We start from the raw sequence: 25,878 nt of genomic DNA, 5'->3' as shown, positions 1-25,878 counted from the left end.
TGGCGCTCACTGGGTCACTCCGTACAGGGAGAGCAGGTTCTTCATCCGGGTCTCCGCCAGCGCCGGGTCCGGGAACAGGCCCAGGCCGTCGGCCAGTTCGTAGGCGCGGGCGAAGTGCGGGAGGGAGCGGGCCGACTGGAGGCCGCCGACCATCGTGAAGTGCGACTGGTGGCCGGCCAGCCACGCCAGGAAGACGACACCCGTCTTGTAGAAGCGGGTGGGGGTCTGGAAGAGGTGACGGGACAGCTCGACCGTCGGGTCCAGCAGCTCCCGGAAGCCCTTCACGTCACCCGTGTCCAGGACCCGCACCGCCTCCGCCGCCAGCGGGCCCAGCGGGTCGAAGATGCCGAGCAGCGCGTGGCTGAAGCCCTTCTCGTCGCCCGCGATCAGCTCGGGGTAGTTGAAGTCGTCGCCCGTGTAGCAGCGGACGCCCTGCGGGAGCCGGCGGCGGATGTCGATCTCGCGCTGCGCGTCCAGCAGCGAGACCTTGATGCCGTCGACCTTGTCGGGGTGCGCCGCGATCACCGCGAGGAAGGTCTCCGTGGCCGTGTCGAGGTCCGACGAGCCCCAGTAGCCCTCCAGCGCCGGGTCGAACATGGGGCCGAGCCAGTGCAGGACGACCGGCTCGGCGGCCTGCCGGAGCAGGTGGCCGTAGACCTCCAGGTAGTCCTCGGGACCGCGCGCCGCGGCGGCCAGCGCGCGCGAGGCCATCAGGATCGCCTGGGCGCCCGACTCCTCGACGAGTGCCAGCTGCTCCTCGTACGCCTTGCGGATCTCCGCCAGGGAGGCCGTCGCCGGGGCGGTGAGCTGGTCGGTGCCCACGCCGCAGGCGATCCGGCCGCCGACCGCCTTCGCCTCGGCGGCGCTGCGGCGGATCAGCTCCGCCGCGCCCGCCCAGTCGAGGCCCATGCCGCGCTGCGCGGTGTCCATCGCCTCCGCGACACCCAGGCCGTGCGACCACAGGTGACGGCGGAAGGCGAGGGTGGCGTCCCAGTCGACGGCGGCCGGGGAGTCCGGGGAGACATCGGCGAAGGGGTCCGCCACTACGTGCGCCGCCGAGAAGACCGTACGGGAGGTGAGGGGGGTGCCCGGGGACACCGCCAGGGGTTCGGTACGGGGCGTGTAGGCCTTGAACCCGCCGTTTCCGTCGGGGAGTCGGATCGTCACAGCTGGATCTCCGGTACGTCGAGACGGACGCCCTCGGCGGAGGACTTCAGGCCCAGTTCGGCGAGCTGGACGCCACGGGCGCCGGCCAGCAGGTCCCAGTGGTAGGGCGCGTCGGCGTAGACGTGCTTGAAGAACAGCTCCCACTGCGCCTTGAAGCCGTTGTCGAACTCGGCGTTGTCGGGCACCTCCTGCCACTGGTCGCGGAAGGAGTAGGTGGCGGGGATGTCGGGGTTCCACACCGGCTTGGGGGTGGCGGAGCGGTGCTGGACCCGGCAGTTGCGCAGGCCCGCGACGGCCGAGCCCTCGGTGCCGTCGACCTGGAACTCCACCAGCTCGTCGCGGTTGACGCGGACGGCCCAGGAGGAGTTGATCTGGGCGATCGCCCCGCCGTCCAGCTCGAAGATGCCGTACGCGGCGTCGTCGGCCGTGGCGTCGTAGGGCTTGTCCTGCTCGTCCCAGCGCTGCGGGATGTGCGTGGCGGTGAGCGCCTGGACGGACTTCACGCGGCCGAACAGCTCGTGCAGGACGTACTCCCAGTGCGGGAACATGTCGACGACGATGCCGCCGCCGTCCTCCGCGCGGTAGTTCCAGGAGGGGCGCTGGGCCTCCTGCCAGTCGCCCTCGAAGACCCAGTAGCCGAACTCGCCCCGGATGGAGAGGATGCGGCCGAAGAAGCCGCCGTCGATGAGGCGCTTGAGCTTCAGCAGACCCGGGAGGAACAGCTTGTCCTGGACGACGCCGTGCTTGATGCCGGCGGCGTTCGCGAGCCGGGCCAGCTCCAGGGCGCCGTCGAGACCGGTGGCGGTCGGCTTCTCGGTGTAGATGTGCTTGCCCGCCGCGATCGCCTTCTTGATCGCCTCTTCGCGGGCCGAGGTGACCTGGGCGTCGAAGTAGATCTCGACGGTCGGGTCCGCGAGGACCGCGTCGACGTCGGTGGAGACGTTCGCCGGGTCCAGACCGTGCTGTTCGGCGAGCGCCTTGAGCGCGTGCTCGCGGCGGCCGACGAGGATCGGCTCCGGCCACAGCACGGTGCCGTCACCGAGGTCGAGACCGCCCTGCTCGCGGATGGCGAGGATCGAGCGGACGAGGTGCTGGCGGTAGCCCATGCGTCCCGTCACGCCGTTCATGGCGATCCGTACGGTTTTGCGTGTCACGGCCGGTCCTTTCGTTGGTGTGCGTTCGTTTGTGCGTACGCGTCGGGCGCCGCGTACGCCCGACGAAAGGGTGAGCGTCACAGCAAGCGCTTTCTATCCAATGAGAAGCTAGCCTCTGAGCAGCGGTCTGGACAAGACCGCGAGGGGGTCGAGTTGTTCGAGGGGGCGAACGGCGATCGCGGTCGTATGGTTCCCCGACAGCCCGAACGAGACGCGCACCCGGAGGACGAGAAAACGATGACTGTGACCCTGGCGGACGTGGCGGCCCGTGCGCAGGTGTCGCCGGCGACCGTCTCCCGGGTGCTCAACGGGAACTATCCGGTGGCGGCGTCCACGCGCGAGCGGGTACTGAAGGCCGTCGACGAGCTGGACTACGTCCTCAACGGTCCCGCGAGCGCGCTCGCCGCCGCCACCTCCGACCTGGTCGGCATCCTGGTGAACGACATCGCCGACCCCTTCTTCGGGATCATGGCCGCGGCCATCCAGTCCGAGATCGGCGGGCCGGGCGGGCGCGCGGGCGGGGAGCGGCTGGGCGTGGTGTGCAACACGGGCGGCTCCCCGGAGCGCGAGCTGACGTACCTCACGCTGCTGCAGCGGCAGCGGGCCGCCGCCGTGGTGCTGACCGGTGGGGCCATCGAGGACCCGGCACACCTGGCCGCCGTCGGCAACAAGCTGCGGAAGCTGGCGGAGGCCGGGACGCGTGTGGTGCTGTGCGGGAGACCGCCCACGCCGGAGGCCATCGCGATCACGTTCGACAACCGGGGCGGCGGTCAGCTGCTGACCGAGCATCTGATCGGGCTGGGCCACCGGCGCCTCGGGTACATCGCCGGGCCGGAGGAGCGGACGACGACCCGCCACCGGCTGGAGGGGCACCGGGCGGCGTTGGCGGCGGCCGGGATCGAGGACGATCCCCGATGGACCGTGTACGGCCGCTACGACCGGCTCTCCGGGTACGAGGCGACGCTGGAGCTGTTGCGCCGGGATCCCTCGCTGACGGCCGTGGTCGCCGCCAACGACACGGTGGCGCTGGGGGCTTGCGCGGCGCTCCGGGACTCCGGGCTGCGCATCCCGGACGACGTGTCCGTGGCCGGGTTCGACGACCTGCCCTTCAGCATCGACGCGGTGCCGGCGCTGACGACGGTGCGGTTGCCGCTGTCGGACGCGGGGGCCCGGGCCGGCCGGATCGCCATGGGGCGCGAGGAGCCGCCGCCGGGCGGGATCGCCACCGTGCGGGGGGAGTTGATGGTGCGGGGGTCGAGTGGGGTGCCTCGGGAGGCGTGAGGTCTGAGGTCTGAGGTCTGAGGTCTGAGGGTTCTTCGGTGTGACTCGGGGGTCGGGGTTCGGATTTCCGGGTGGAGGTCGAGGAGGAGGCGGGGCTCGGCGGCCAGGGGTGTTCGGTGGTGGCACGGCCCTGGTAGCGTCGCTCTCTTCTCCGGCGCGGCCGGACGGAGTCCCGTCAGGTACGTCATGACCCACCTCCCGACCGACCTCCCGCACCAGCGGCTCCAGGACGCGCTCGACGCCCTGGACGCGACCTTCGGCCCGCTCGCCGAGTCCTCGGCCCCCGTGGGCGGTTGCACCCACTGCTACACCGAGGCCGAACTCGAAGTCCTGGCCGGTCCCGTGGGCGAGGTGCCGGGCGAGCTGATGTACTCCGTCGCCCACAAGGGGCCCGACCACTGGGACGACTTCCCTGGCCTGTACCGCCGGTTGACGCCCCGTATCGTCCGCCTCCTCGTCGCCGACGGACTCGACCACGGCCTGGTCGCCTCCCGGCTGCTCGCCGCCCGGTGGCGCGACTGGCCCGTGGCGGAGAGGAGGGCGCTGGAGGAGGTCTGGCACACCTGGTGGCGGGCGGTCCTCCACACCCGTCCGAGCGTCGGACACGTCACCGACGTGCTGGAGACGCTCTCCGCCTCGACGGGAACCCTCGCGCCGTGGCTCGCCGTCTGGGCCGAGACCCGCACCGAGGCGGCGGACCTGCACCTCGGCGACGCGCTCGACCGTTGGCTCGTCGAGGACGGGCTCGCCGAGCTCGGCCTCGGCTTCTACGGCGAGGTGCACGCCACGCCGGAGCTGCTGCCCTGGCTCCTGTCCCTGGAGGACGGCCGTATCGGTGCCGCCCGGCTGAGGGAGATCGAGCGGATCTCGTTCGGCTGAGCACGGGCTTTCACGGAGCGTGATGCTTCGACGCGCGAGGGTTACCGGTCCGCCGTACGTTGGGCGTGAAAGTCACCCCCCACCAAGGAGGAAACCATGGCTGCCAAGGACAAGGGCAACATGGACAAGATCAAGGGCAAGGCCAAGGAGATGACCGGGAAGGTCACCGGCGATCGCAGCCAGCAGGCCGAGGGCAAGATGCAGCAGGCGCGCGGCGAGGCCAAGAAGATGAAGGGCAAGGTGCAGGACCGCACGCAGGAGCGCACCACACGCGAGCCGCAGCGGTCGGCGCGACGCACCGGCATGTGACGCCGACGCACGAGCGCGGCTGACGACCGGGGTCCGCCGCTGGGCGGTGCCCGGCGGTCCGCCGCCCGTCGTCTCCACGTAGCGGAGTGGAAGGGGGCTCCCCTGTGCGGGGAGCCCCCTTCGCTTGTCGGGCGGTGAGTAGCTCGTGGTTCACGGGTACTCGGCGCGCATGGAGACCCAGGTGGCAGGGCCGGTGTTGCCGGAGAGCAGGGGGACGCTTTCCGATGCCGTCACGCGGTTTCTGCGGGGGGCGGGGCCGCCGCCCCGGAGCCGGGAGATCGCCGGGGCGGACCCCTTCGGCGACGATCTCCAGCTCGCCCTCTACCTCTGCTACGAACTGCACTACCGGGGCTTCGCCGACGTCGACGCCGACCTCGAATGGGATCCCGAGCTGCTGCGCTGCCGGGCGGCCATGGAGTGGCCGTTCCTCGAAAGCCTGCGCGACCGGGCGACCCGGCACGTGAGTGCCCGGGAGGCGTTGGACGAACTGCTCGTGGAGCCGCCGGACGGCGACGGGGGCGGAGTCGGCGACTTCCTCCAGGAGGAGGGCGAGCTGTGGCAGGTGCGCGAGTACGCGGCACAGCGTTCCCTCTACCACCTGAAGGAGGCCGACCCGCACGCCTGGGTGCTGCCCCGCCTGTGGGGGCGGGCCAAGGCGGGGATGGCCGCCGTCGAGTTCGACGAGTTCGGCGGGGGGCGCGCCGAACGGGTGCACGCGCGTCTCTTCGCCGACCTCATGACCGATATGGGGCTCGACCCGGCGTACGGCCGGTACGTGGACGCCGCCGGTGCCGAGGCGATCGCCCTGGTGAACCTGATGTCCCTCTTCGGCCTGCACCGGTCCCTGCGCGGCGCCCTGGTCGGGCACTTCGCGACGGTCGAGATCACCTCCTCCCCCGGCTCCCGCCGGCTCGCCCGCGCCATGCGGCGGACCGGGGCCGGCCCGGCCGCCGAGCACTTCTACGACGAGCACGTCGAGGCCGACGCCGTGCACGAGCAGGTCGTACGACGGGAGGTCGTCGCCGGGCTGCTGGAGGAGGAGCCACAGCTGGACGCCGACGTCGCCTTCGGTGTCGACGCCACCAACCACCTGGAGGACGCCCTCGCCGACCGCCTCCTCGGCGCGTGGCGAGCGGGTCGGTCGTCGCTCCGCACGCCGGTCTGAGGACGAGTCCGCGGAGGAGCCCGAGGATCCGACGAGGAGCCCGAGGATCCGCGGAGGAGCCCGAGGAGGGGTGGCACGCCGGTCCGAAAGGTCGTCGACGAGAGGGAAGAGCGGGTGATCATCCGTGCCGAACGTTCCTGCCGAACGCCGCCGCGTCGCACTGCAACGCCCCGGCCCCCTGCTGGTCGAGGGACCGGTCGAGGTCACCTTGGAGGACGGTACGACCGTGTCGTCGGACCGCTTCTGCGTGGCCCTGTGCACCTGCCGCCGCAGCCGCATCCCCCCGTGGTGCGACACCAGCCACCGGCGCCGGGCCGCCTCCGGTGACCGCAGGCCCACCACCGGGCCCGGCACCCCCGCCACGGCCCCGGCCGAGGAACCCCGCCGCACCCAGCCGCCGTCCGCCTGAAGGGACCCCCGAGTCATGCAGCAGAAGCAGCCGGAGCAGAAGTCGTACTGGATCGAGAGCGCGCCGCAGGAGGGCGTGTACCCGGCACCGGACGGGGAGCTGGTCGTCGACGTGGCGGTGGTGGGGGCGGGGATCGCGGGGATCAGTACGGCGTGGGAGCTGGCGCGGCGGGGGCGGCGGGTGGCCCTGCTGGAGGCGGACCGCGTCGCCGCCGGCGTCACCGGGCACACGACCGCCAAGGTGACCGCGTTGCACACGCTGATCTACGACCGGCTGCGGCGGACCCGGGGCGCCGAGGCCGCCGCGCTGTACGCGCGGTCGCAGACCGAGGCGATCCGGCATGCCGCCGAGGTGGTGGAGGAGCTGGGGATCGCCTGCGACTGGGAGGACGCGGCGTCCTTCACGTACGCCGAGGACGAGGGCGGTGTGGCGGAGCTGCGGGCCGAGGCGGAAGCGGCGCGCGAGGCCGGGCTGCCCGCCGAGTTCGTGACGGAGACGGGGCTGCCGTTCCCGGTCGCGGGGGCGGTGCGCGTGGCGGAGCAGGCGCAGTTCCACCCCCGTAGGTATCTGCTCGCCCTGGTCGGCGATCTGGTGCGGATGGGCGCGGCGGTGCACGAGGGGACGCGGGTGGTGCGGCTCAAGGAGGGGGCGCCGTGCCGGCTGACGACCGACGCGGGGTCCACGGTGACCGCCGGGGACGTCGTGGTCGCCACGCACTACCCCGTGTTCGACCGGGCGCTGCTCTTCACCCGGCTGTCCGCGCGCCGCGAACTCGTCCTCGCCGCGCCGATCCCGGCCGAGGCCGACCCGCACGGCATGTACATCACGCAGGAGCAGCGGACCCGTTCGGTGCGCACCGCCCCGTACGACGAGGGGCGGCGGCTGCTGATCGTCACCGGGGAGCACTTCACCCCGGGCACCGCCGAGGTCGACGAACGGTTCGGGCTGCTGGCGGACTGGGCCACCGAACGCTTCGGCCCTCTCGATTTCAGCCATCGCTGGGCCACCCAGGACAACGACTCCACCGACTCCGTCCCCCTCGTCGGGCCCTTCCACGCGGGCAGTCGGCACACCTGGGTGGCGACCGGGTTCGGCGGCTGGGGCATGAGCGGCGGCATCATGGCCGGGCGGCTGCTGGCCGAGCAGATCACCGGGCACAAGTCGCCGTGGAGCGATCTGTACGACCCGCGCCGGGTGCTCAGCGCGATGCGGGAGGCGCCGAGTTTCCTCAAGCACCAGGCGCAGGTGGCCCGGCACTTCGTCGGCGACCGGATCGGCGCGGCCGGGGGCGGCTCCGTGGAGGCCATCGCCCCCGGGGACGGCGCGGTCGTCCGGCTCGGCGGCCATCCGTGCGCGGTCCATCGCGACGAGGCCGGCTCGCTCCACGCCGTCTCCGCCCGCTGCACCCACATGGGCTGCCTGGTCGGCTTCAACCGCGCCGAACGCACCTGGGAGTGCCCCTGCCACGGCTCCCGCTTCGACACCGAGGGCCGCATCGTCCAGGGCCCGGCGACGAAGCCGCTGGAGCGGCGGGACATCTGAGGTGACGGGGACTCCGGGGAGGCGGGGAACTCCGGGGAGGCGGGCGCCTGTGGACCTGACCGGCCGGGACCGGCGGTCGGAACTGTGGCAGCTGTGGCAGCTGTGGGAGCGGGGCGGGCCCCGGGCTCGACCGCGCGGCCAGCCCCCGCGGGGTCCCACACCGGCCCGGCCAACGTGTACGGTCCGAAGACATGAAACTCGCGTTCTCCACCCTCGGTGTCCCCGGTCTCCCCATCGCCGACGTCGTACGACTCGCCGCGACGCACGGCTACCACGGCGTCGAACTGCGCGCCCACCCCGAGGAGCCGGTGCATCCGGGCATCGGGGCCGACGAACGGGCCGAGGTCGCGGCCGAGTTCAAGGGGGCCGGCGTGGAGATCCTGGGGGTCGCCGGGTACGCGCGGGTCGCCGCGCCGGGCGAGGACGGTCCCGTGCTGGACGAGATCCGCGCCCTCCTCGACCTGGCCCGGGACCTGGGCGCCCCCTTCGTCCGGGTCTTCCCCGGCGCCGACCTGGCCGGCGGCCAGAGCACGGAGGAGGCCGACGCGATCGCGGCCCGGCGGCTGGGCACGGCGGCGGAGGACGCGGCCGACCGGGGCGTACGCGTCCTGCTGGAGACGCACGACTCGCACCGCACCGGCGCCGACGCGATCCGGGTGCTCGGTCCGGTCGGCCACGGCAGCGTCGGCGCGCTCTGGGACGTGATGCACACCTGGCTCGGCGGCGAACAGCCCGCCGAGTCCTACGCCGCCCTCTCCCCCTTCCTCGGCTACGTCCAGGTCAAGGACATCGCCTCCGCCGAGGACACCACCCCGCTCGCGCTCGGCGCAGGCGTCCTCCCGCTCGGCGAGTGCGTCGAACTCCTCTCCCGCAGGGACTGGGACGGGTGGCTGTGCTGGGAGTACGAGAAGCGGTGGTACGAGAAGGCCGCGCCGCTTCCGGAGCTGCTGGCGGCGGGACGGGAGCACCTCGGGCGGCTCCTCAACGACGCGGCGTAACAGCGACCACTCGCAGTAAAACAATGGCCTGAGCTTGAGAGATCAAGCTCAGGCCTTGTGTGTCATGGACTTTGACCACGAATCAGTATCGAGTCACCCAAAGCCGATCACCCCCTGAGCAGATACCGACAGTAACTCTTGGAAAACGGAGCGCTGCGGTACGCGCTTGCAGCAGACTTGCCTCCCTCAACCAGCCATGCGCAACTGGCCATGTATCGGGGGGATTTGGCATATGCAAGGCACGGTCGACGGTTTCAGCTACGGTGCGGTCACGCCGGTGGCCGCCTATGTCATGGCCTGCCTGGGCGCCGCGTTAGGACTGCGCTGCGTGGTCAGGTCGGTCTACAACGAGCGGTCCTGGAAGCCCGGTTGGCTGGCCCTGGGGGCCGCGAGCATCGGCTGCGGCATCTGGACGATGCACTTCATCGCGATGGTCGGCTTCCGGGTGAAGGAGAGTCCCCTCCACTACGACGTCGGGCTGACGGTGCTCAGCCTCGCCGTCGCCATCACCGTCGTCGGCATCGGGGTCTTCGCCGTGGGCTACCGCGGTGTCAGCACGTCCACCCTCTGCACGGCGGGATCCGTCACGGGCCTCGGGGTGGCCGCCATGCACTATCTGGGCATGGCCGCCATCCAGTTGAACGGCTACATCCAGTACGACATCTTCGTCGTCGCCCTCTCCGTCGGCATCGCCATCGTCGCCGCGACCGCCGCGCTCTGGGCGGCCGTGTCGATCCGGGGCTTCCTGACCAGTCTCGGGGCCAGCCTGGTGATGGGGGTCGCCGTGTCCGGCATGCACTACACCGGGATGGCCGCGGTGGGGGTGCACCTCCACGGCACGACCGGCGGCCCGATCACCGGCGAATCACCCACGACGATCCTCCTGCCCATGCTGATCGGCCCGGTCATCTTCCTGCTCCTCGCGGGCGTCGTCGTGATGTTCGACCCGATGCTCGTCCTGGGCGAGGGCGAATGGGACCGCACGGCCGGCCGGCAGCGGGACCAGGAGCGGGAGCGGGAGCGGCCGGAACCCCGCCGGCCCTGGGGAGCCGACCGCCCCGACGTGCCGCTCCAGCACCCCGACGACTCCTCCCCCGCGTCCCTCTTCGAACCCCGGCCCCGCCGCCCCCGGGAGCAGCCGCAGGGCGCGGGGCGGCGCGTCCAGGAGTGGTGAGGCGGGCCGGCCGGCCGAGCCCTAACACCCGGGAGCGGTGCGGGTGGTGAGGTCCTCGTCCGTGATGGCGCGCACCACCCGGCAGGGAGTGCCGAGCGCGACGGTCATCGGCGGAATGTCGCGACTGACGACGCTGCCGGCGCCGATGACCGAGCCGTAGCCGATCCGGACGCCGGGCAGGACCACCGCGTTGCTGCCGATCCACACCTTGTCCTCGATCACGATCGGCTCGGAGAACCGCCCGAAGTCCGTTCGGCGCGAGGGGTGCACCGGGTGCCCCGTCGTCGTCAGCGTCACGCTGGGAGCGATCATGACATCGTTGCCTATGTGGATGTCCACGTCGTCGACGAACGTCAGGTTCACGTTCCCGAAGAAGTCGTCACCGATGTGGACGTTGCTGCCGAAGCCCGCGTGGAACGGCGGCAGCAGCACCGTGCGTCGACCGATCGACGCGAAGATCTCGACGAGCAGCGCGCGACGCCTCTCCGTCTCGCCCGGTGGAGTTCGGTTGTACTCGAAGATCTGATCCGTACGCCGCCGGGGCGCCAGAAAGGCCGCTTCGGACTCGGTGTAGACGAGCCCCTCGGCGATCCGGGCCAGAACGTCTTCCTCACGAGAACCCGACACCGCGGGAGTCTCCCTTCCTCGTAGTACGGCCAGTGACGCGAAGTGCAGCCGGTGACGCGTAGTGCTGCTAGTGACGCGGCTCGGGCAGGAGGCGGGGGGTCACTCGTTCCTCCACGGCCGCGTCGCCCTCGCGCCGGACTATGTACGCCCCCTTGTCCGGGAGTTCGGCGACCGCCTCCACCAGGCGCGTGCCCCGGTAGACGAGCCCGACGCCGTCGTCCGTGCAGTGGGTCTCCGGGAGCGTGCCGTCGGCGACGAGGCTGTGGACGAGGGGGCGGCGGCCCGCGTCGCTGTCGTAGTGGACGCCGTTGCCGTACGGGAGGTACGCCAACGCGTCCGTCACCGGGCGGAGTCGGGGACCGAAGGAGTCCGTGGTCCCGCCCCGGAACCAGCAGATGGAGCCCGCGCTGACACCGCTCAGGACGACGCCGGACCGCCAGGCGCGGCGGAGTATCCGGTCGAGGCCGTGGAGGCGCCAGACGGCCAGCAGGTTGGCGACCGAGCCGCCCATGACCCAGACGACGTCCTGTGCGAGGACGGCCGACTCGATGTCCTCGATGTTGGGCATCGGGAAGAGCGCGAGCGGGGTCAGATCGAAGCCCGCGACCCGCGCGGCCTCGCTCATGCGCGCGGTCATGTGCTCGGAGTCGCCGATCGCCGTACCGACGTACATGACCTTCGGCCGCCGCCCGTTCACCCCCGACAGCTCCACGGCGTGGTGCACGAGCGAATGGAAGGTCACCCGGGTGCGGTCACCGATGCGGTGGCCGCCCGAGGTCGCGACGATGGTGGGCTCCGAGGCGGTCATGCTCCGGAGGGTAGCGGGAGCGCCTCGAACGCCTCATGGAAGGCCGGGAACGTCTTGCGTACGCACCCCGGGTCGTCGAAGGTGATGCCGGGGGTGCGCAGCCCGGTCACGGCGAAGGACATGACGACGCGGTGGTCCCCGTGGGTCCTGATCTCCGTGCCCCGGGGGGTGCCGGGGCGGATCTCGATCCAGTCGGCGCCGGTCGTCACGTCCACGCCCAGGCGGCGGAGGTTCTCCGCGCAGGCCTCCAGGCGGTCGCACTCCTTCACCCGGGTGTTGGCCACGTCCTCGATCCGCACCGGCCCCGAGGCGAAGGGGGCGATCGCGGCGAGGGTCGGCATGGTGTCGGAGATGTCCCGCATATTGACGGTGACACCGTCGAGTCGGCCGGTGCCGGTCACCGTCGTACGGTCGTCGCCCACCTCCACCCGCGCGCCCATCCGCCGCAGCACCTCGACGAAGCCCAGGTCGCCCTGGAGCGCGCCCGCACCGAGACCCGGCACGGTCACCTCGCCGCCGGTGAGGGCGGCGGCCGCGAAGAAGTAACTGGCGGTGGAGGCGTCGGGTTCGATCGGGTAGGTGGTCGCCCGGTACCCGCCCGGCGGGACGACGTACGTGTCCCCCTCCCGGCCGACCTCCACGCCGAACGCCCGCATCATCGCGATCGTGATCTCCACGTACGGCACGGAGACCAGGTCGGTGACGGTGACGCGGAGGCCGGTGCGGGTGAGCGGGCCGAGCAGGAGCAACGCGGTCAGGTACTGGGAGGACTGGCCGGCGTCCAGCACCACCTCGCCGCCGTCGACGCCGTTCGCGGTGACCGTGAGCGGGTGGTGGCCCTCCGCCTCCTCGTGCCGCAGGTCCACGCCGAGGTCGTGCAGGGCGCGGGTGAGCGGCAGCAGGGGGCGGCGGCGCATCTGGGCGGAGGCGTCGAAACGGTAGGTGCCGTGGCCGGCGGCGGCGAGGGTCGGCAGGAAGCGGGCGGTGGTGGCGCCGTCCCTGCAGTACACGTCCGCCTCCGGGAGCGGGGGGCCCTGCGGGCGGCCGTCGACCTGCCAGGCGTCCGGGGTGCGGCCGACGCGGTAACCGAGGCGGACCAGGCCCTCCGCGAAGCCCTCCGTGTCGTCGGACCTGAGGGGGCGTACGAGGGTGGTGACGCCGTCGGCGGCCGCCGCGAGGAAGAGGGCGCGGGCGGTGAGGGACTTGGAACCGGGGATGTCGACGGGGGGCATGCGGGTCATGGTGAACCGTGGGGTGGGGTGGGTGTGGATGTGTCCGGGGAGTGGACCGGGGTGGGGTGGGGGCGCCTGGGAGCTCGGGGGGTGCTGGTGCGTCGGCGGCCGCGGGCCCGGTGGGGCTTCTCGCGCAGTTCCCCGCGCCCCTGAAAGCCCAGGCCCTGCGGGCCTGAACGACCACGGCCCTGCGGGCCCGAAAAGCACGGGGCGCAGCCCCTGCTTTTCAGGGGCGCGGGGAACTGCGCGACCAGCCCCCACTCAGCCGCACCCGCCGACGAACCGCACCCCCCGAGCCCCAAGGCGCAACACCCACCCCACCCGCACCAACTTCCGAAAACGCCCCCTCCCCGGGAACCCGAACCCACCCCACCCCGTCCAACCCCCATGCCGCCGGATGAGTCTCCGCAGTGCGGTGTCGGCCTCGCTACTGGCTGCGATCGCTGACCAACCCTCTCCGCCGCCTGCGGCCGGCCGCACGCCGTCACCGGCGCGCCCCCCTCCACTGCGCCGGTGACGGCCCCTCAGTCCCCGTGCGTGCGTTCCCTTGACCGGAAGAAACTTCCCGGATAATCGTGACACCTTGGAAGTTTCCTTCAGTCCTCCGGAAGGAGCGACGCACGTGCCCTCCAGACGTACCGTTCTCGCCGCCACGGCAGGCGTCACCTCGGCCCTGGCCCTCGGCACCGACGCACAGGCCGGCGCCCGCCCTCACGACACGAAGCTCCGTGCCCTGGTCGCCCGCATGAGCCTCGAAGAGAAGGTCGGCCAGCTCTTCGTGATGCGGGTCTACGGGCACTCGGCGACCGCGCCGGACCAGGCCGACGTCGACGCCAACCTCCAGCAGCTGGGCGTGCGCACGGCCGCCGAGTTGCTGGAGAAGTACCGGGTCGGCGGGATCATCTACTTCTCCTGGGCGCACAACACCCGCGACCCGCACCAGATCGCCGCCCTGTCGAACGGCATCCAGCGGGCCTCCCTCGGCCTTCCCCGGGGCCTGCCCGTCCTCGTCTCCACCGACCAGGAACACGGCATCGTGGCCCGGGTCGGCGAGCCCGCCACCCTGCTGCCGGGTGCGATGGCCCTCGGCGCGGGCGGGTCCCGTGCGGACGCCCGCGAGGCCGGACGCGTCGGCGGAGCCGAGCTGCGGGCGATCGGCATCCGGCAGGACTACGCCCCCGTCGCCGACGTGAACGTCAACCCGGCCAACCCCGTCATCGGCGTACGCTCCTTCGGCGCCGCCCCGGAGGCGGTCGCGGGGCTGGTCGCCGCGCAGGTGAAGGGGTATCAGGGCGCCGGGGTCGCGGCGACCGCCAAGCACTTCCCGGGCCACGGGGACACGGCCGTCGACAGTCACTACGGCTTTCCTGTCATCGAGCACACCCGGGAGCAGTGGACGGCTCTGGACGCCCCGCCGTTCCGCGCCGCGATCCGCGCCGGCATCGACTCGATCATGACCGCGCACATCATGGTCCCCGCCCTGGACCCCTCCGGCGACCCGGCCACCCTCTCCCGGCCGATCCTCACCGGCATCCTGCGCGGCGAGCTGGGTTACGACGGGGTCGTCGTCACCGACTCGCTCGACATGCGGGGCGTGCGGGAGAAGTACGGGGACGCCCGGGTGCCGGTGCTGGCGCTGAAGGCGGGCGTGGACCAGCTCCTCAATCCGCCCTCGATCGACGTGGCGTGGAACGCGGTCCTCGCCGCCGTACGCGCCGGCGAACTGACCGAGGCGCGGCTCGACGAGTCGATCCTGCGGATCCTGCGGCTCAAGGCGAAGCTCGGGCTGTTCGAGCGGCCGTATGTGAGTGACGCCGGCGTCGAGCGGGTGGTGGGGATCCGGCGGCATCTCGACACCGCCGACCGGATCGCCGAACGGACCACCACCCTCCTGGTCAACGAGGGTTCGCTGCTGCCGCTGTCCCGGCGTACGCACCGGAACGTGCTGGTGGTGGGCGCCGACCCGACCTCGCCGTCCGGCACCACGGGACCGCCGACGGCCGTCCTCGCCGCCGAACTCGCCTCCCTGGGCTTCACGGCGACCAGCCTGTCGACCGGTACGGCACCCACGCAGGCCCTCATCGACCAGGCCGTGGCGGCGGCCCGGGGCAAGGACGCGGTGGTCGTGGGGACGTACAACGTGACGGCGGGCAGCACCCAGCGGACCCTGGTCGCGCGGTTGCTGGCCACCGGGGTGCCGGTGGTGGCCGTCGCGATCCGCAACCCGTACGACGTGGCGCAACTACCGGAGGTGAAGGGCTACTTGGCGGCGTACTCCTGGACGGACGTCGAGGTGCGGGCGGCGGCGCGGGTGCTGGCCGGGCGGGTGGCGCCGCACGGGAGGCTGCCGGTGCCGGTGCAGCGGGCCGACGACCCGGCGCGGGTGCTGTTCCCCCTCGGGCACGGCCTGACGTACGAACCCTGACGTCAGGAACTGATGTACGGCCCTGACCTGCGGACCCCGGCGTAAGGCCCCTGACGTACGGGGCCTACGCCGCACTCCTCGCGCACCACCCCCAAGTGGCGCAAAGCACACGGTATGTCTGGCGTGGCCCTCGCCACGGGGTCACGCTGGACAGGGGTTCGTCGGGGGGTGGCCATGCGAAGGGTGTGTCTCGTTCGACAGGTGTGTCTCGTTCGACAGGTGTGCACGGAGGTGCTCGTGGCTGCCGTGATACTCGCCGTCGCGGCACTCTCCGGCTGTCAGGCCTGGTCGGGCGGGGTCGGCGAGGAGCAGCCCGGGGAGCGGGCGGCCGCGACCACGACGGACCCGCCGACCCGGCCGGCCGGGTACGGGACGGTGTTCCTCGGGGTCGACGAGTGCAGTTCGTTCGGGACGACCAGCTTCACCGAGGTGCCCTGCGCGAGCGAGCGGGCCGCCGCCCGGGTCGTGGCCCGGCACGACGGCCGGGTGGGACAGGGGCCGCTGTGCCCGCCGACGACCGACTTCGTCCTGCACATCAGCGAGTCCACCGGGGAACAGGACGGCTACGACGAGGACGGCGACGGTTCCGTACCGCAGGGCTACGCCTGTATGCGGGGGCTCCAGCCGCCGCACCCGGGCGATCCCGGCGGCGGTGGCGGCCCCCGCACCATCGTCGGCGACTGCGTCTACGGCGCCGGCCGGGGCGAGGTCCGTGAGACCGCCTGCGACGGCGGGGGCAAGCACGCTCCCGAGTACGAGGTGACGACGGCCGTCGACACCGAGGCGCAGTGCCCGGCCACGACCGGCCTGTACGTGCGGTTGGGCGGCAGCCGACCGGTGGGGTGCGCGGTACCCGTATGACAGGGGTCGAGCCCCGGGCCGCTGTTCGGCGGTCCCGGGGCTCGACTTCTGTGCTGCTGTGACGCTCAGGCGTCCTACGGCCGCAGCGCGGGCTCCCGCTCGACGTCACGCTTGTCGAGCTTGGAGTCGAACTTCGCCAGCGGCTTCGCCTTGCTCGGGTCCTGCTGGACCGTGGCCGGGGCGACGCCCGCCCACTGCAGGATCCGGGCGGTGGCCAGGTCCTTCTGTGCCTCGACGAGACCGGCGACGTTGGCACCGTGGTTGGCGCCGGGGGCCGTGAACACGTACGAGTCGCGGGCCTTCTTGCCCAGGTGGAACGGCTCGGCGCCCCACGGGTCGTTCTGCCCGTAGACGAAGAGCATCTGCTTGGCGTTGTTGCGGACCCAGGTGTCGACGTCCCGCATGGCGTACGGCTGGAACTTCATCTTGATGTCCCGGGGCACGAAGTTCCGGGGCGGCTGGTAGCCGTAGCGGATGTACTTCTTCTCGATGTGCGGGAAGTGGATCGTGGGCGCGCCCAGCTGCGTACCGGCCTGGTAGAAGTACGGCGTGTACGGCTCCAGGCCCTGGTCGGTGTAGAAGGAGAAGCCGGAGATCGTGTCGACGGACGTCCAGATCTCGTCGTCCGTGGCCTTCTTGGCGTCCTTCGGGATGACGTCGCTGTCACAGTCGGCGAGCTTGCTGTACTGCCAGAAGCCCCAGACGTAGTCGAGGACGACCGCCTCGTACGCCTTGTCGAGGCTGCCGACCGTCTTGAAGGTGAAGCCCTCGGCGGCGGCGACCTCCGCGTACTTCTTCTCCAGCGGCTCACGACGGACGAGGGCCTCGCGCTGCACGGCGTTCAGCCGGTCGCGGCACTCCTTGGTGCCGACCTTGGCGAAGAACCGGTCGTACGCCGAGTCCTCCTTGTTGACGACGTCGTTGGGGGCGACGTACGCGACGACGCCGTCCATGTCCTTCGGGTAGAAGCGCTCGTAGTAGGTGGCCGTCATGCCGCCCTTGGAGCCGCCGGTGGAGATCCACTTCTTGCCGTAGATCTTCTTCAGCGCCTTGAAGATCCGGTGCTGGTCGCTGGCCGCCTGCCAGATGTCGAGCTTGGACCAGTCGGCCGGGTCGGGCCGGGACGGGTTGAAGAAGCGGTACTCCATGGAGACCTGGTTGCCGTCCACGATCTGCGTGGGCTCACGGCGGCCGGGGTTGGTGGAGACGTTGTAGCCGCCGGTGTAGAAGACCGTCGGACGGGCCGTGTCCTTGTGCAGCATGGTGATCCGCTGCTGGAACGTGCCCTTCTTCGGGTTCCTGTGGTCCACCGGCTGGGTGAAGTTGAGGACGAAGAAGCGGTAACCCGGGTACGGCTTCTCCTCGATCAGGCTCACCCCCGGTATCGCGAGCAGTCGGTCCTTGATGTCACCGGCGTCCGACCCCGCGGCGTGGGCCGTCCCCGCCGTGCTCAACGTGCCTATGAGCACCACGAGCGACAGCACCCATCCGAGTGCTTTGCGCATGCGTTCTCTCCCCTATGCAGCTGCTGTGCGCCGGAAGCTATCGGAGCGAGTGCCGGGGCACCAGGGAAGAAAGGGGCCAACTGGACTGCTTTCGGCCGCAGATGGGAGCGATAGGGAAAACCCTGTGCGGCGGGGGAGGTTCAGCGAAGGATCCAGCCCGAGTCGAAGGTCTCGCCGCCGGCGCGGGCCTTGATCCACACGGCGCGGCGGCCGGCGTGTACCGTCACCGGACCCGCGGGGCGTTTCTTGTTGAGGACCCACTGGCCGCCCCAGGCCCGGATGCGGATGGTGCCCTTGCGGGCCTGCTTCCTGGGCACGAGGACGGCGCAGACATAGCGGCTGCCCTTGCGGTAGACCCGCACGGTGCCGGTGTCGAAGGTCAGCGTCCGCACCTTGCGTCCGGGGCACGACGCGGCGGCGGCCTCGGCGCTCGCCACCGGGCCCGCCAGGGTCAGCAGACCTGCGATCGTCAGTACGGCCAGCACGAGCGCCGTCGGCCGACGCGTCCCCCGCCTGCTCACCCGCTGCCCCTCCCGTCACACGACCGTACTGATGTACGGACGCACGACCCCCCTCGAACGGTTGCGCGCGCGGGGCGAAACGCTCCGAAGGTCCCCTATGACCGCAGCGCCGGCTCGCCCACGAAGGTGCGCCAGAGGGCGGCGTACCGGCCGTCGCGGGCCAGCAGTTCGTCGTGGGTGCCGTCCTCGGCGACCCGGCCGTGGTCCATCACGACGACGCGGTCCGCGCGGGCGGCCGTGGTGAGGCGGTGGGCGACGACCAGGGTCGTGCGGCGGCCGGCGAGGCGGTCGGTGGCGTGGTTGACCTGGGCCTCGGTGGCGAGGTCCAGGGCCGCCGTCGCCTCGTCGAGCAGCAGGATGTCGGGGTCGACCAGCTCCGCGCGGGCCAGCGCGATCAGCTGACGCTGTCCGGCGGAAAGGTTCCGGCCGCGTTCGGCGACCTCGTGGAGGTAGCCGCCGTCGAGCGTGGCGATCATGTCGTGGGCGCCGACGGCACGGGCGGCGGCCTCCACCTCGGCGTCGGTGGCCTCGGGGCGGCCGTAGGCGATGGCGTCCCGGATCGTGCCCTGGAAGAGGTACGCCTCCTGGGGGACGACACCGAGCCGGTGCCGGTAGGAGGTGAGGTCGAGGTCGCGCAGGTCGGTGCCGTCGACCGTGACCCGGCCGCCGGTGGGGTCGTAGAAGCGGGCGACCAGCTTGACCAGCGTCGACTTGCCGGCGCCGGTCTCACCGACGAAGGCGACGGTCTGCCCGGCGGGGATGGACAGCGCGACGCCGCTGAGGGCCTCCTCGGCCCCGTCGCCGGAACCGTAGGCGAAGTCCACGTCCTCGAAGGCGATGTCGCCGCGCAGGGACCGCACCTCCAGGGGTTCGGGGGCCGCCTTCGTCGACGTCGGCTCCTGGAGGAGTTCCTGGATGCGGCCCAGGGAGACGGTGGCCTGCTGGTAGCCGTCGAAGACCTGGGAGAGCTGCTGGACGGGGGCGAAGAAGAGGTCGATGTAGAGGAGGTAGGCGACCAGGGCGCCGGTGGTGAGGGTGCCCGCGTCGACGCGGTGGGCGCCGACGATCAGGACGGCCGCCGCCGCGGCCGAGGACAGGAACTGCACGAACGGGAAGTAGATCGAGATCAGCCACTGGCCGTGGACGCGGGCCCGGCGGTAGCTGTCGCTGCCGGCCGTGAAGCGCTCGCCGCCCGCGCGCTCGCCGCGGAACGCCTGCACGATCCGCAGCCCGGCCACCGACTCCTGGAGGTCCGCGTTGACCACGGACACCCGCTCGCGGGCCAGCTCGTACGCCTTCACGCTCGCCCGGCGGAAGAAGACCGTGCAGACGATCAGCGGCGGGAGCGTGGCGAAGACGACGAGGGCGAGCTGGACGTCGATCACGAGCAGGGCGCCCATGATGCCGAAGAAGGTGACGACGGAGACGAACGCGGTGACCAGTCCGGTCTGCAGGAAGGTCGAGAGGGCGTCGACGTCCGTCGTCATCCGCGTCATGATCCGGCCGGTCAACTCCCGCTCGTAGTAGTCGAGTCCGAGGCGCTGGAGCTGGGCGAAGATCTTCAGGCGCAGGGAGTAGAGGACGCGTTCGCCGGTACGGCCGGTCATCCGCATCTCGCCGATCTGCGCCGCCCACTGGGCGCCGACCGCGAGCAGCCCGAGCAGGGACGCGGCCCAGACCGCGCCGAGGGCCGCCTGGGAGACCCCGTCGTCGATGCCGTGCCGGATCAGCACCGGCAGCAGCAGGCCCATGCCCGCGTCGACGGCGACCAGGGCCAGGCTGAACAGCAGGGGCAGACCGAAGCCGCGCAGCAGCCGTTTCAGACCGTACGACTCCTCCGGCGCGACCGCGCGGGCCTCGTCGACGCCGGGGGTGTCGGTCGCCGGGGGCAGCGCCTCGACCTGGGCGAGGAGTTCGGGGGTGGCGGGGGTGCCGTCGAAGGCGGTGTCCCGGGGCTCCCGGTCGCCCGTCCACAGCCGGGGGGTGATGCCGCGCTCGGCGTCGAACTCGGCGTCCAGCTCGTCCCGTATCGAGTCGCGTGCGGAGGTGTCCTCGGCCTTGGCGAGCGAGGTCGGCGGGAGGTGGCCGGGTGAGACACCGCCCAGCTCGTCCGGGTCGGTGAGCAGCCGGCGGTAGAGGGCCGAGCGGCGCTCCAGCTCCTCGTGGGTGCCCAGGTCGGCGAGGCGGCCCTCGTCGAGGACGGCGATGCGGTCGGCGAGGCCGAGGGTGGAGCGGCGGTGGGCGATGAGGAGGGTGGTGCGTCCCTCCATGACGTGGGACAGGGCCTCGTGGATCTCGTGCTCCACGCGGGCGTCCACGGCCGAGGTCGCGTCGTCGAGGACGAGCAGGCGCGGATCGGTGAGGAGGGCGCGGGCGAGGGCGATCCGCTGGCGCTGGCCGCCGGAGAGGGTGAGCCCGTGCTCACCGACCTTGGTGGCGTAGCCGTCGGGCAGCTCGGCGATGAAACGGTCCGCCTGGGCGGCGCGGGCGGCGGTCTCGATCTGCTCGTCGGTCGCGTCCGGGCGGCCGTACGCGATGTTGGCGCGGACCGTGTCGGAGAAGAGGAAGGAGTCCTCGGGGACCAGGCCGATCGCGGCGCGCAGCGAGTCGAGGGTGAGTTCGCGGACGTCGTGGCCGCCGATGAGGACGGCGCCGTGCGTCACGTCGTAGAAGCGTGGCAGGAGGAGCGAGACGGTGGACTTGCCGGAGCCGGAGGAGCCGACGACGGCGAGGGTCTCGCCGGGGCGGATCTCGAAGCTGAGGCCGTCGAGGACGGGCCTGATCTTGCCGTCGGCACCCTCGTACCCGAAGGACACGTCGTCGAACTCGACGGTCGCGGGCGCGTCGGCGGGGAGGGCCTTCGTGCCGTCGGTGAGCGTCGGCTCGGTGTCGATCAGCTCCAGGACGCGTTCCGTACCGGCTCGGGCCTGCTGCCCGACGGTGAGGACCAGGGCGAGCATGCGGACCGGGCCGACCAGCTGGGCGAGGTAGGTGGAGAAGGCGACGAACGTGCCGAGCGTGATGTGGCCCCGCACGGCCAGCCAGCCGCCGAGCGCCAGCATGGCGACCTGGCCGAGGGCGGGGACGGCCTGGAGGGCGGGGGTGTACCGGGAGTTGAACCGGATGGTCCGCAGCCGCCCGGCGAAGAGCCGCCGCCCGACCTCCCGGAGCTTCCCGGTCTCCTGTTCCTCCTGCCCGAACCCCTTCACCACGCGTACGCCGCTGACGGCGCCGTCGACGACGCCCGCGACGGCGGCGGCCTGGGCCTGGGCGTACCAGGTGGCGGGGTGCAGCTTGGTGCGGCTGCGCTGGGCGATCCACCACAGGGCGGGGGCGACGGCGATCGCGACCAGGGTGAGCGGGAGGGACAGCCACGCCATGATCACGAGGGAGATCAGGAACAGCAGGATGTTGCCGATGGTCATCGGCAGCATGAAGAGCAGGCCCTGGATCAGCTGGAGGTCACTGGTGGCGCGGCCGACGACCTGGCCGGTGGACAGCTGGTCCTGCCGGCGGCCGTCGAGCCCGGTGATCGTGCCGTACATCTCCGTCCGCAGGTCGTGCTGGACGTCGAGGGCGAGGCGGCCGCCGTAGTAGCGGCGGATGTAGGTGGACACGTACACGAGGAGGGCGGCGCCGATCAGGGCCGCCGCCCACGGGCCCATGTCCCGGGTCTTGTCCCCGATCACGTCATCGATGATCACCTTGGTGATCAGGGGGACCAGTGCCATCACGGCCATACCGGCCAGTGACGAGCCGAGGGCGAGGATCACGTCCTTGGGGTACCGCCAGGCGTATCCGGCCAGTCTGCGCGCCCAACCTCGGTCGCCCCCCTGCTGCGCTGCCACGCCGGTGCCCTCCGTTCGTCCTGGTCTCCGCAAGACACCAACGCGGGGGGCTGCGGATTTCATCCCGCCGCAACAATCGGGCGGCGCCCAGTGGCTCGGGGGTGGGGGTTCGTCGGCGGGGTCGGGCCCACAACCCCCACCTAAGCCGACGCCTCCGCCCGCTCCTCCTCGGCCGTCTCGACGGCCTCCTCCGCCGTCTCCTCGTCCCCGCTGAACAGGCAGATCGCGGCGCACCCGGCGGCGATCAGCGCGGCGATGTACCAGTTCGCGCCGGGGACGTCCCAGGACAGGGCCAGGTCGAAGAGGAGGCCGGCCAGCAGGGAGCCGATCATGTTGCCGGCGCTGCGGAAGAAGTGCATCGCGCCCATGGCCTTGGCGAGGCGGTCCGCCGGGACCTTGCGGGCGATCCAGATGTCGAAGGAGGGGACGAAGAGGATCTCGCCCAGCACCACGGTGAGGCAGCCCACGACCACCCAGGGAGCGGTGCGGCCCGCGCCGAACGCCGTGAACGCCACGACCATGCCCGCCAGACCCAGCGCCATCACGGCCCCCGGGCGCAGGTGCTTGATCAGGAACTTGAACAGGGGGTACTGCAGCACCAGCACCGTCAGGCCGGTGATCCAGAAGGGTGCCGAGGGGGCCCATCCGGACGCGTACTCCTCCATGTGCAGCGGGATGCCGACCATGAAGCCGATGGAGAGGAACCAGAAGACGGCGGAGAGCAGGAAGTAGCGGGTGGCGCCGCGGACCTCGATGCCCTTGAAGACCGCCGTGCTCAGCAGGGGGACCCGGTCCACCGGCTTGTCCACGCTCCCGAAGCCGTCCCTCGGGATGAACGCCGACGCGGCCAGGCAGAAGCCGATGAAGATCGCGAAGACGACGGAGAAGAGAGTACGGAGGTCCACGTCCGCGAGGAGGCCGCCGGCCAGCGCACCGCCGAAGAGACCCACCTGCGCCGACATCTGGAAGGTCGAGAAGGCCTTCGGGCGCTCGTCGTCGGGGTACGAGACGAGGATGTTCTTCAGCCCGGGGAAGGCCGTGCCCGAGCCGAGGCCGATGAAGAGGGCCAGCACGCTGTACACGACGACACCGCTGCCGAAGCCCATCAGGCCCAGCGCCACCGCCTCCGTCGCGGTGCCCGCGAACACCGCGCCCCGGATGCCGATCCGGGCCGCGACCCCCTCGTAGAAGAAGGTCGCGGCGAGGCGGCCCACGTAGGTCATGCACATCACGACCCCGGCCCAGAAGCCGCTGTCGGTGCCGCCGAGGGAGGCGACGAGTACGGGGAACCAGATGAAGTTCCCGATGTGGGCGAGGAAGATGCCGGCGTTCACGCCGATCAGTGCCCGCCTGCGTTCGATGGTCACGCGGCCGTTCCCTTCAGGTCGGTGGTGGCGATGCGCGCGCGGAGATCCGCTATCTCGCGGGCCAGCGCCGGGCGGTCGATCTCCGTGCCCCGGACGACCGTGCGGACGGGCAGGGCCGACAGCGGGCGGTCGGGGGCGCAGGGGTGGAGGAGGTTGTACGTGGCGGGGGCGCCGGCCCGCAGGGGGTGCGCGCCCGTGGTGTCGCCGCTGAGTTCCTCGAAGTAACGGCGGCCGCCGACCGTGGCCTGGTGGCGCAGCATCCCGTCCAGTGCGGTGTCGTCGCCGCGCAGCAGGTCCAGCTCGCTGAGCAGGGAGTAGCCGTGGTACGCGCCGGTGTTGCCGGAGTCGGTGCCGACCAGCAGGTCGCCCCGGCCCAGGGCCGCGAGGGCGTTGCGGCGCATGTCGGCGAGGGCGGCGGTGCGGGTCTCCTGGACGCCGTACTCGATGCCGTACGGCTTCTCGATGCCCTTGACGAAGTCGAGGTTGCGGACGTCCTGGGTCTCGGCGAAGCCCTCGCGGGAGTATTCGGTCAGGAACTCCTCGCCCGTCATGATCATCGGGCGGAGGCCGGCCAGGGTGGACACGAAGCGCGCCCCCTCGAACTCCTTCCAGTCGATGTCGTCGAGGGTGCGGTCGCGCACGGTGTGGGCGAAGAGGCGGAAGCCGCACTCGTACGCCCAGCGGGTCTCCTGGAGGGTGTTGCAGTCGATGACCGCGGTGACACCGCGTTCCCGCGCCATGCGGGCGGTGAAGCGCAGGACCTTCTCGGACAGGCGGGAGAAGCGGACCGGGCTGCCGGGCTGTTCGGTGCCGTCGGTGAACATCACCTTCAGGAAGGTGCCGCCGCGTTCGGCGTTGGCGCGCAGGGCGTGGTCGAGGTCGGACTCGACGGCCAGCATGTGCACCGGGGCCGGGAACTCGACGCCGTGGCCGGTGCGGCCCGCCGCGTCGGTCGTGGCCGTCACCGCGTAGCCGCAGTGCGCGATCTCCGGGTACGGCCACGGGGAGGCCTCGCGGCCGGCCGCCCAGGCGTCGGCGACCAGCGGGAAACCGAACATGTCCACGACGTGGGTGACACCGTGGTACAGGTACTGGAGGGCCACGATCCGGGGGTCCTCGACCGTGTCGTCCCAGTTCGCGGGGAGCGAGACATGGGCGTGGGTCTCGGTGTAGCCGGGCCAGAGCTCGTGCTCGCCGCCCTGCCGGGGGCCGGTCGGCGTGAAGGCCGTGAAGACGCCGTTCTCCGTGGTGACGTCGTACAGCGCCCCGGGGTCGAGGGCCGGGACGGCCACCCCGTGCAGGGTGACCGTCCCCGTGCGGCCGGATGCGGCCTCGCTCATCGGGCCACCTCGACCTTCAGGCGCAGGTCGATGGCGTCCAGGGCCTCCTCGTTGCGCTTGTTGACCTCGTCGCGGTCGGCGCCGGTGAAGATGATGTGGCCGATCCAGTCGAAGTTGCTCTTGGAGAGACGGCTGACCTCGACGCCGGGCTTCTTGTAGGCGAGGGCGCTGTGGAAGCCGGGCAGGTCCTTCAGGCCGTCGAAGCCGATGGACTCGACCGTGCCGGCGACCGGGGAGCCGAACCAGTGGCCGCCCGCGATGGTCTCGCCGGGGAAGGGCAGTTCGGGGCGCTCGCCGAGGGCCTGGCGGATGACCTCCAGGTAGGCGTCGACGCCGGAGCTGATCTGCATCAGGCTCGGCACGATGCCGCCGATGAGCCGGCCGTTGACCTCGCACAGCACCGGGCCGTCGGGGCCGAGCAGGAACTCGGTGTGGATGAAGCCGAAGTCGACGCCCAGTTCGTTCAGGACCTTGGTGGTCATCTCGAACAGCTCGTCCTGGAGCGGGTGTCCGGTGAAGTAGGTGGCGCCCATCTCGATGAAGTGCGGGAAGCCGCTCAGCGGGCGGTCGGTCAGACCGAGGTTGACGACCTCGCCCTTGCCGAGCACGCACGACTCGACCGAGATCAGCTCGCCGGGGACGAACTCCTCGATCAGGATGTCCGGGATACGGACGACGCCGCGCCCGTAGTCGACGACCTCCGCCAGCTCGGCGAGGTACGCGGTCAGGTCGTCCTCGTCCTTCAGGTGCAGGACGTGCAGGCTGGCGGTGCCGTCGGACGGCTTCACCACGCAGGGGAAGCCGACCTCGCGGACGGCCGCCTCGACCTTGGTCATGTCCGAGACGTGCGCGAAGCGCGGCTGCCGGATGCCCGTGCCGTCGAGGGTGAGGCGGGTGAGGTGCTTGTGGCGGGCGTTGCGGGCGCCGTCGACGCTCATCCCGGGCAGGCCCAGCGCCTCGGCGACGGCGGCGGTGTGGACGGTGTGGTACTCGCTGTACGTGGTCACGCCGTGCACCGGGCGCTCGGCGTGGACCTCGCGGGCCAGGGCCGTCAGCTCCTCGATGGAGAACGCCTTCTCGCTCTTGATGACCTGGCAGTTGGGGTGCGCGTAGGCGGCCTCGGTGAGCGGCGAGACGGCGAGGTAGAAGTCGGGGTCGACCGAGACGAGGGTGACGTCGTGGCCGAGGTCCAGGGCGTTGGCGATACCGGCCATGCCGTTCGGGTTGCACTCGATCATGAGGATGTGCATGTCAGGACTCCTTGAA

General features: G+C 71.7%; 21 protein-coding genes. 10 read left to right on the top strand and 11 right to left on the bottom strand.

Features of this window, described 5'->3' with window-relative positions; genetic code table 11:
• Positions 1 to 6: 6 nt before the first annotated feature.
• Positions 7 to 1,167 (bottom strand): dihydrodipicolinate synthase family protein, encoded by a 1,161-nt coding sequence (locus tag K1J60_RS28280; protein WP_220648654.1) that lies wholly within the window; start codon positions 1,165 to 1,167, stop codon positions 7 to 9.
• On the bottom strand, positions 1,164 to 2,321 hold the full coding sequence (locus tag K1J60_RS28275) for a Gfo/Idh/MocA family protein (RefSeq protein WP_220648653.1): 1,158 nt from the start codon (positions 2,319 to 2,321) through the stop codon (positions 1,164 to 1,166). Before K1J60_RS28275 ends, K1J60_RS28280 begins: the two co-directional genes overlap by 4 nt.
• Before the next feature lie 237 nt (positions 2,322 to 2,558).
• On the opposite strand from K1J60_RS28275, the gene K1J60_RS28270 reads away from it, so the two are divergent.
• The 8 genes from K1J60_RS28270 (at position 2,559) to K1J60_RS28235 (ending at position 10,078) form a co-directional block, all read left to right on the top strand.
• Positions 2,559 to 3,602: a LacI family DNA-binding transcriptional regulator gene (locus K1J60_RS28270; RefSeq protein ID WP_220648652.1), complete on the top strand. Its 1,044-nt coding sequence runs from the start codon at positions 2,559 to 2,561 to the stop codon at positions 3,600 to 3,602.
• 186 nt (positions 3,603 to 3,788) lie between these two features.
• Complete coding sequence (locus K1J60_RS28265) at positions 3,789 to 4,481, top strand: hypothetical protein (RefSeq protein WP_220648651.1); 693 nt, start codon at positions 3,789 to 3,791, stop codon at positions 4,479 to 4,481.
• A gap of 96 nt (positions 4,482 to 4,577) precedes the next feature.
• A complete protein-coding gene (locus tag K1J60_RS28260) occupies positions 4,578 to 4,790 on the top strand; it encodes a CsbD family protein (RefSeq protein WP_220648650.1) in 213 nt (70 codons plus the stop codon).
• 169 nt (positions 4,791 to 4,959) lie between these two features.
• On the top strand, positions 4,960 to 5,955 hold the full coding sequence (locus tag K1J60_RS28255; protein WP_220648649.1) for an iron-containing redox enzyme family protein: 996 nt from the start codon (positions 4,960 to 4,962) through the stop codon (positions 5,953 to 5,955).
• Positions 5,956 to 6,079: 124 nt separating this feature from the next.
• A complete protein-coding gene (locus tag K1J60_RS28250; protein WP_259407955.1) occupies positions 6,080 to 6,364 on the top strand; it encodes a CDGSH iron-sulfur domain-containing protein in 285 nt (94 codons plus the stop codon).
• 15 nt (positions 6,365 to 6,379) lie between these two features.
• Positions 6,380 to 7,906 (top strand): FAD-dependent oxidoreductase, encoded by a 1,527-nt coding sequence (locus tag K1J60_RS28245; RefSeq protein WP_220648648.1) that lies wholly within the window; start codon positions 6,380 to 6,382, stop codon positions 7,904 to 7,906.
• Positions 7,907 to 8,097: 191 nt separating this feature from the next.
• Positions 8,098 to 8,904, top strand: coding sequence for a sugar phosphate isomerase/epimerase family protein (locus K1J60_RS28240; RefSeq protein ID WP_220648647.1), 807 nt, complete (start codon positions 8,098 to 8,100; stop codon positions 8,902 to 8,904).
• A 232-nt stretch (positions 8,905 to 9,136) separates the two neighbouring features.
• Positions 9,137 to 10,078 (top strand): MHYT domain-containing protein, encoded by a 942-nt coding sequence (locus tag K1J60_RS28235; protein ID WP_220648646.1) that lies wholly within the window; start codon positions 9,137 to 9,139, stop codon positions 10,076 to 10,078.
• A gap of 21 nt (positions 10,079 to 10,099) precedes the next feature.
• Here the strand turns inward: K1J60_RS28235 and K1J60_RS28230 are convergent, their stop codons facing one another.
• The 3 genes from K1J60_RS28230 to aroA form a co-directional block, all read right to left on the bottom strand.
• Positions 10,100 to 10,705, bottom strand: a complete 606-nt coding sequence (locus K1J60_RS28230) for a sugar O-acetyltransferase (RefSeq protein WP_220648645.1) — start codon at positions 10,703 to 10,705, stop codon at positions 10,100 to 10,102.
• A gap of 67 nt (positions 10,706 to 10,772) precedes the next feature.
• Positions 10,773 to 11,513 carry a Type 1 glutamine amidotransferase-like domain-containing protein gene (locus K1J60_RS28225; RefSeq protein WP_220648644.1) on the bottom strand — a complete coding sequence of 247 codons (741 nt, stop codon included), beginning with the start codon at positions 11,511 to 11,513 and terminating at the stop codon, positions 10,773 to 10,775.
• On the bottom strand, positions 11,510 to 12,745 hold the full coding sequence (gene aroA / locus K1J60_RS28220; RefSeq protein WP_220648643.1) for a 3-phosphoshikimate 1-carboxyvinyltransferase: 1,236 nt from the start codon (positions 12,743 to 12,745) through the stop codon (positions 11,510 to 11,512). The genes K1J60_RS28225 and aroA overlap by 4 nt, the downstream gene beginning before the upstream one ends.
• A gap of 622 nt (positions 12,746 to 13,367) precedes the next feature.
• Between aroA and K1J60_RS28215 the strand changes: the two genes are divergently transcribed.
• Positions 13,368 to 15,170 (top strand): glycoside hydrolase family 3 protein, encoded by a 1,803-nt coding sequence (locus K1J60_RS28215; protein ID WP_220648642.1) that lies wholly within the window; start codon positions 13,368 to 13,370, stop codon positions 15,168 to 15,170.
• A 237-nt stretch (positions 15,171 to 15,407) separates the two neighbouring features.
• Entirely contained in the window at positions 15,408 to 16,031 is a 624-nt protein-coding gene (locus K1J60_RS28210) for a hypothetical protein (protein WP_220648641.1), read from the top strand.
• Positions 16,032 to 16,105: 74 nt separating this feature from the next.
• On the opposite strand, the gene K1J60_RS28205 is transcribed toward K1J60_RS28210, so the two are convergent.
• From K1J60_RS28205 to K1J60_RS28180, 6 genes are all read right to left on the bottom strand, one after another.
• Positions 16,106 to 17,536 (bottom strand): S28 family serine protease, encoded by a 1,431-nt coding sequence (locus K1J60_RS28205; protein ID WP_220648640.1) that lies wholly within the window; start codon positions 17,534 to 17,536, stop codon positions 16,106 to 16,108.
• A 140-nt stretch (positions 17,537 to 17,676) separates the two neighbouring features.
• Entirely contained in the window at positions 17,677 to 18,057 is a 381-nt protein-coding gene (locus K1J60_RS28200; RefSeq protein WP_220648639.1) for a hypothetical protein, read from the bottom strand.
• A 95-nt stretch (positions 18,058 to 18,152) separates the two neighbouring features.
• Positions 18,153 to 21,905, bottom strand: a complete 3,753-nt coding sequence (locus K1J60_RS28195) for an ABC transporter ATP-binding protein (RefSeq protein WP_220648638.1) — start codon at positions 21,903 to 21,905, stop codon at positions 18,153 to 18,155.
• 140 nt (positions 21,906 to 22,045) lie between these two features.
• A complete protein-coding gene (locus K1J60_RS28190; protein ID WP_220648637.1) occupies positions 22,046 to 23,272 on the bottom strand; it encodes an MFS transporter in 1,227 nt (408 codons plus the stop codon).
• On the bottom strand, positions 23,269 to 24,612 hold the full coding sequence (locus K1J60_RS28185) for an amidohydrolase family protein (protein ID WP_220648636.1): 1,344 nt from the start codon (positions 24,610 to 24,612) through the stop codon (positions 23,269 to 23,271). Before K1J60_RS28185 ends, K1J60_RS28190 begins: the two co-directional genes overlap by 4 nt.
• A complete protein-coding gene (locus tag K1J60_RS28180; RefSeq protein WP_220648635.1) occupies positions 24,609 to 25,862 on the bottom strand; it encodes an ATP-grasp domain-containing protein in 1,254 nt (417 codons plus the stop codon). Before K1J60_RS28180 ends, K1J60_RS28185 begins: the two co-directional genes overlap by 4 nt.
• Positions 25,863 to 25,878: the final 16 nt, after the last annotated feature.

Source organism: Streptomyces akebiae (assembly GCF_019599145.1).
Lineage (GTDB): Bacteria > Actinomycetota > Actinomycetes > Streptomycetales > Streptomycetaceae > Streptomyces > Streptomyces akebiae.
Note: the sequence above shows the minus strand (reverse complement) of the source record. Positions and strands in the feature narration are given on the sequence as shown.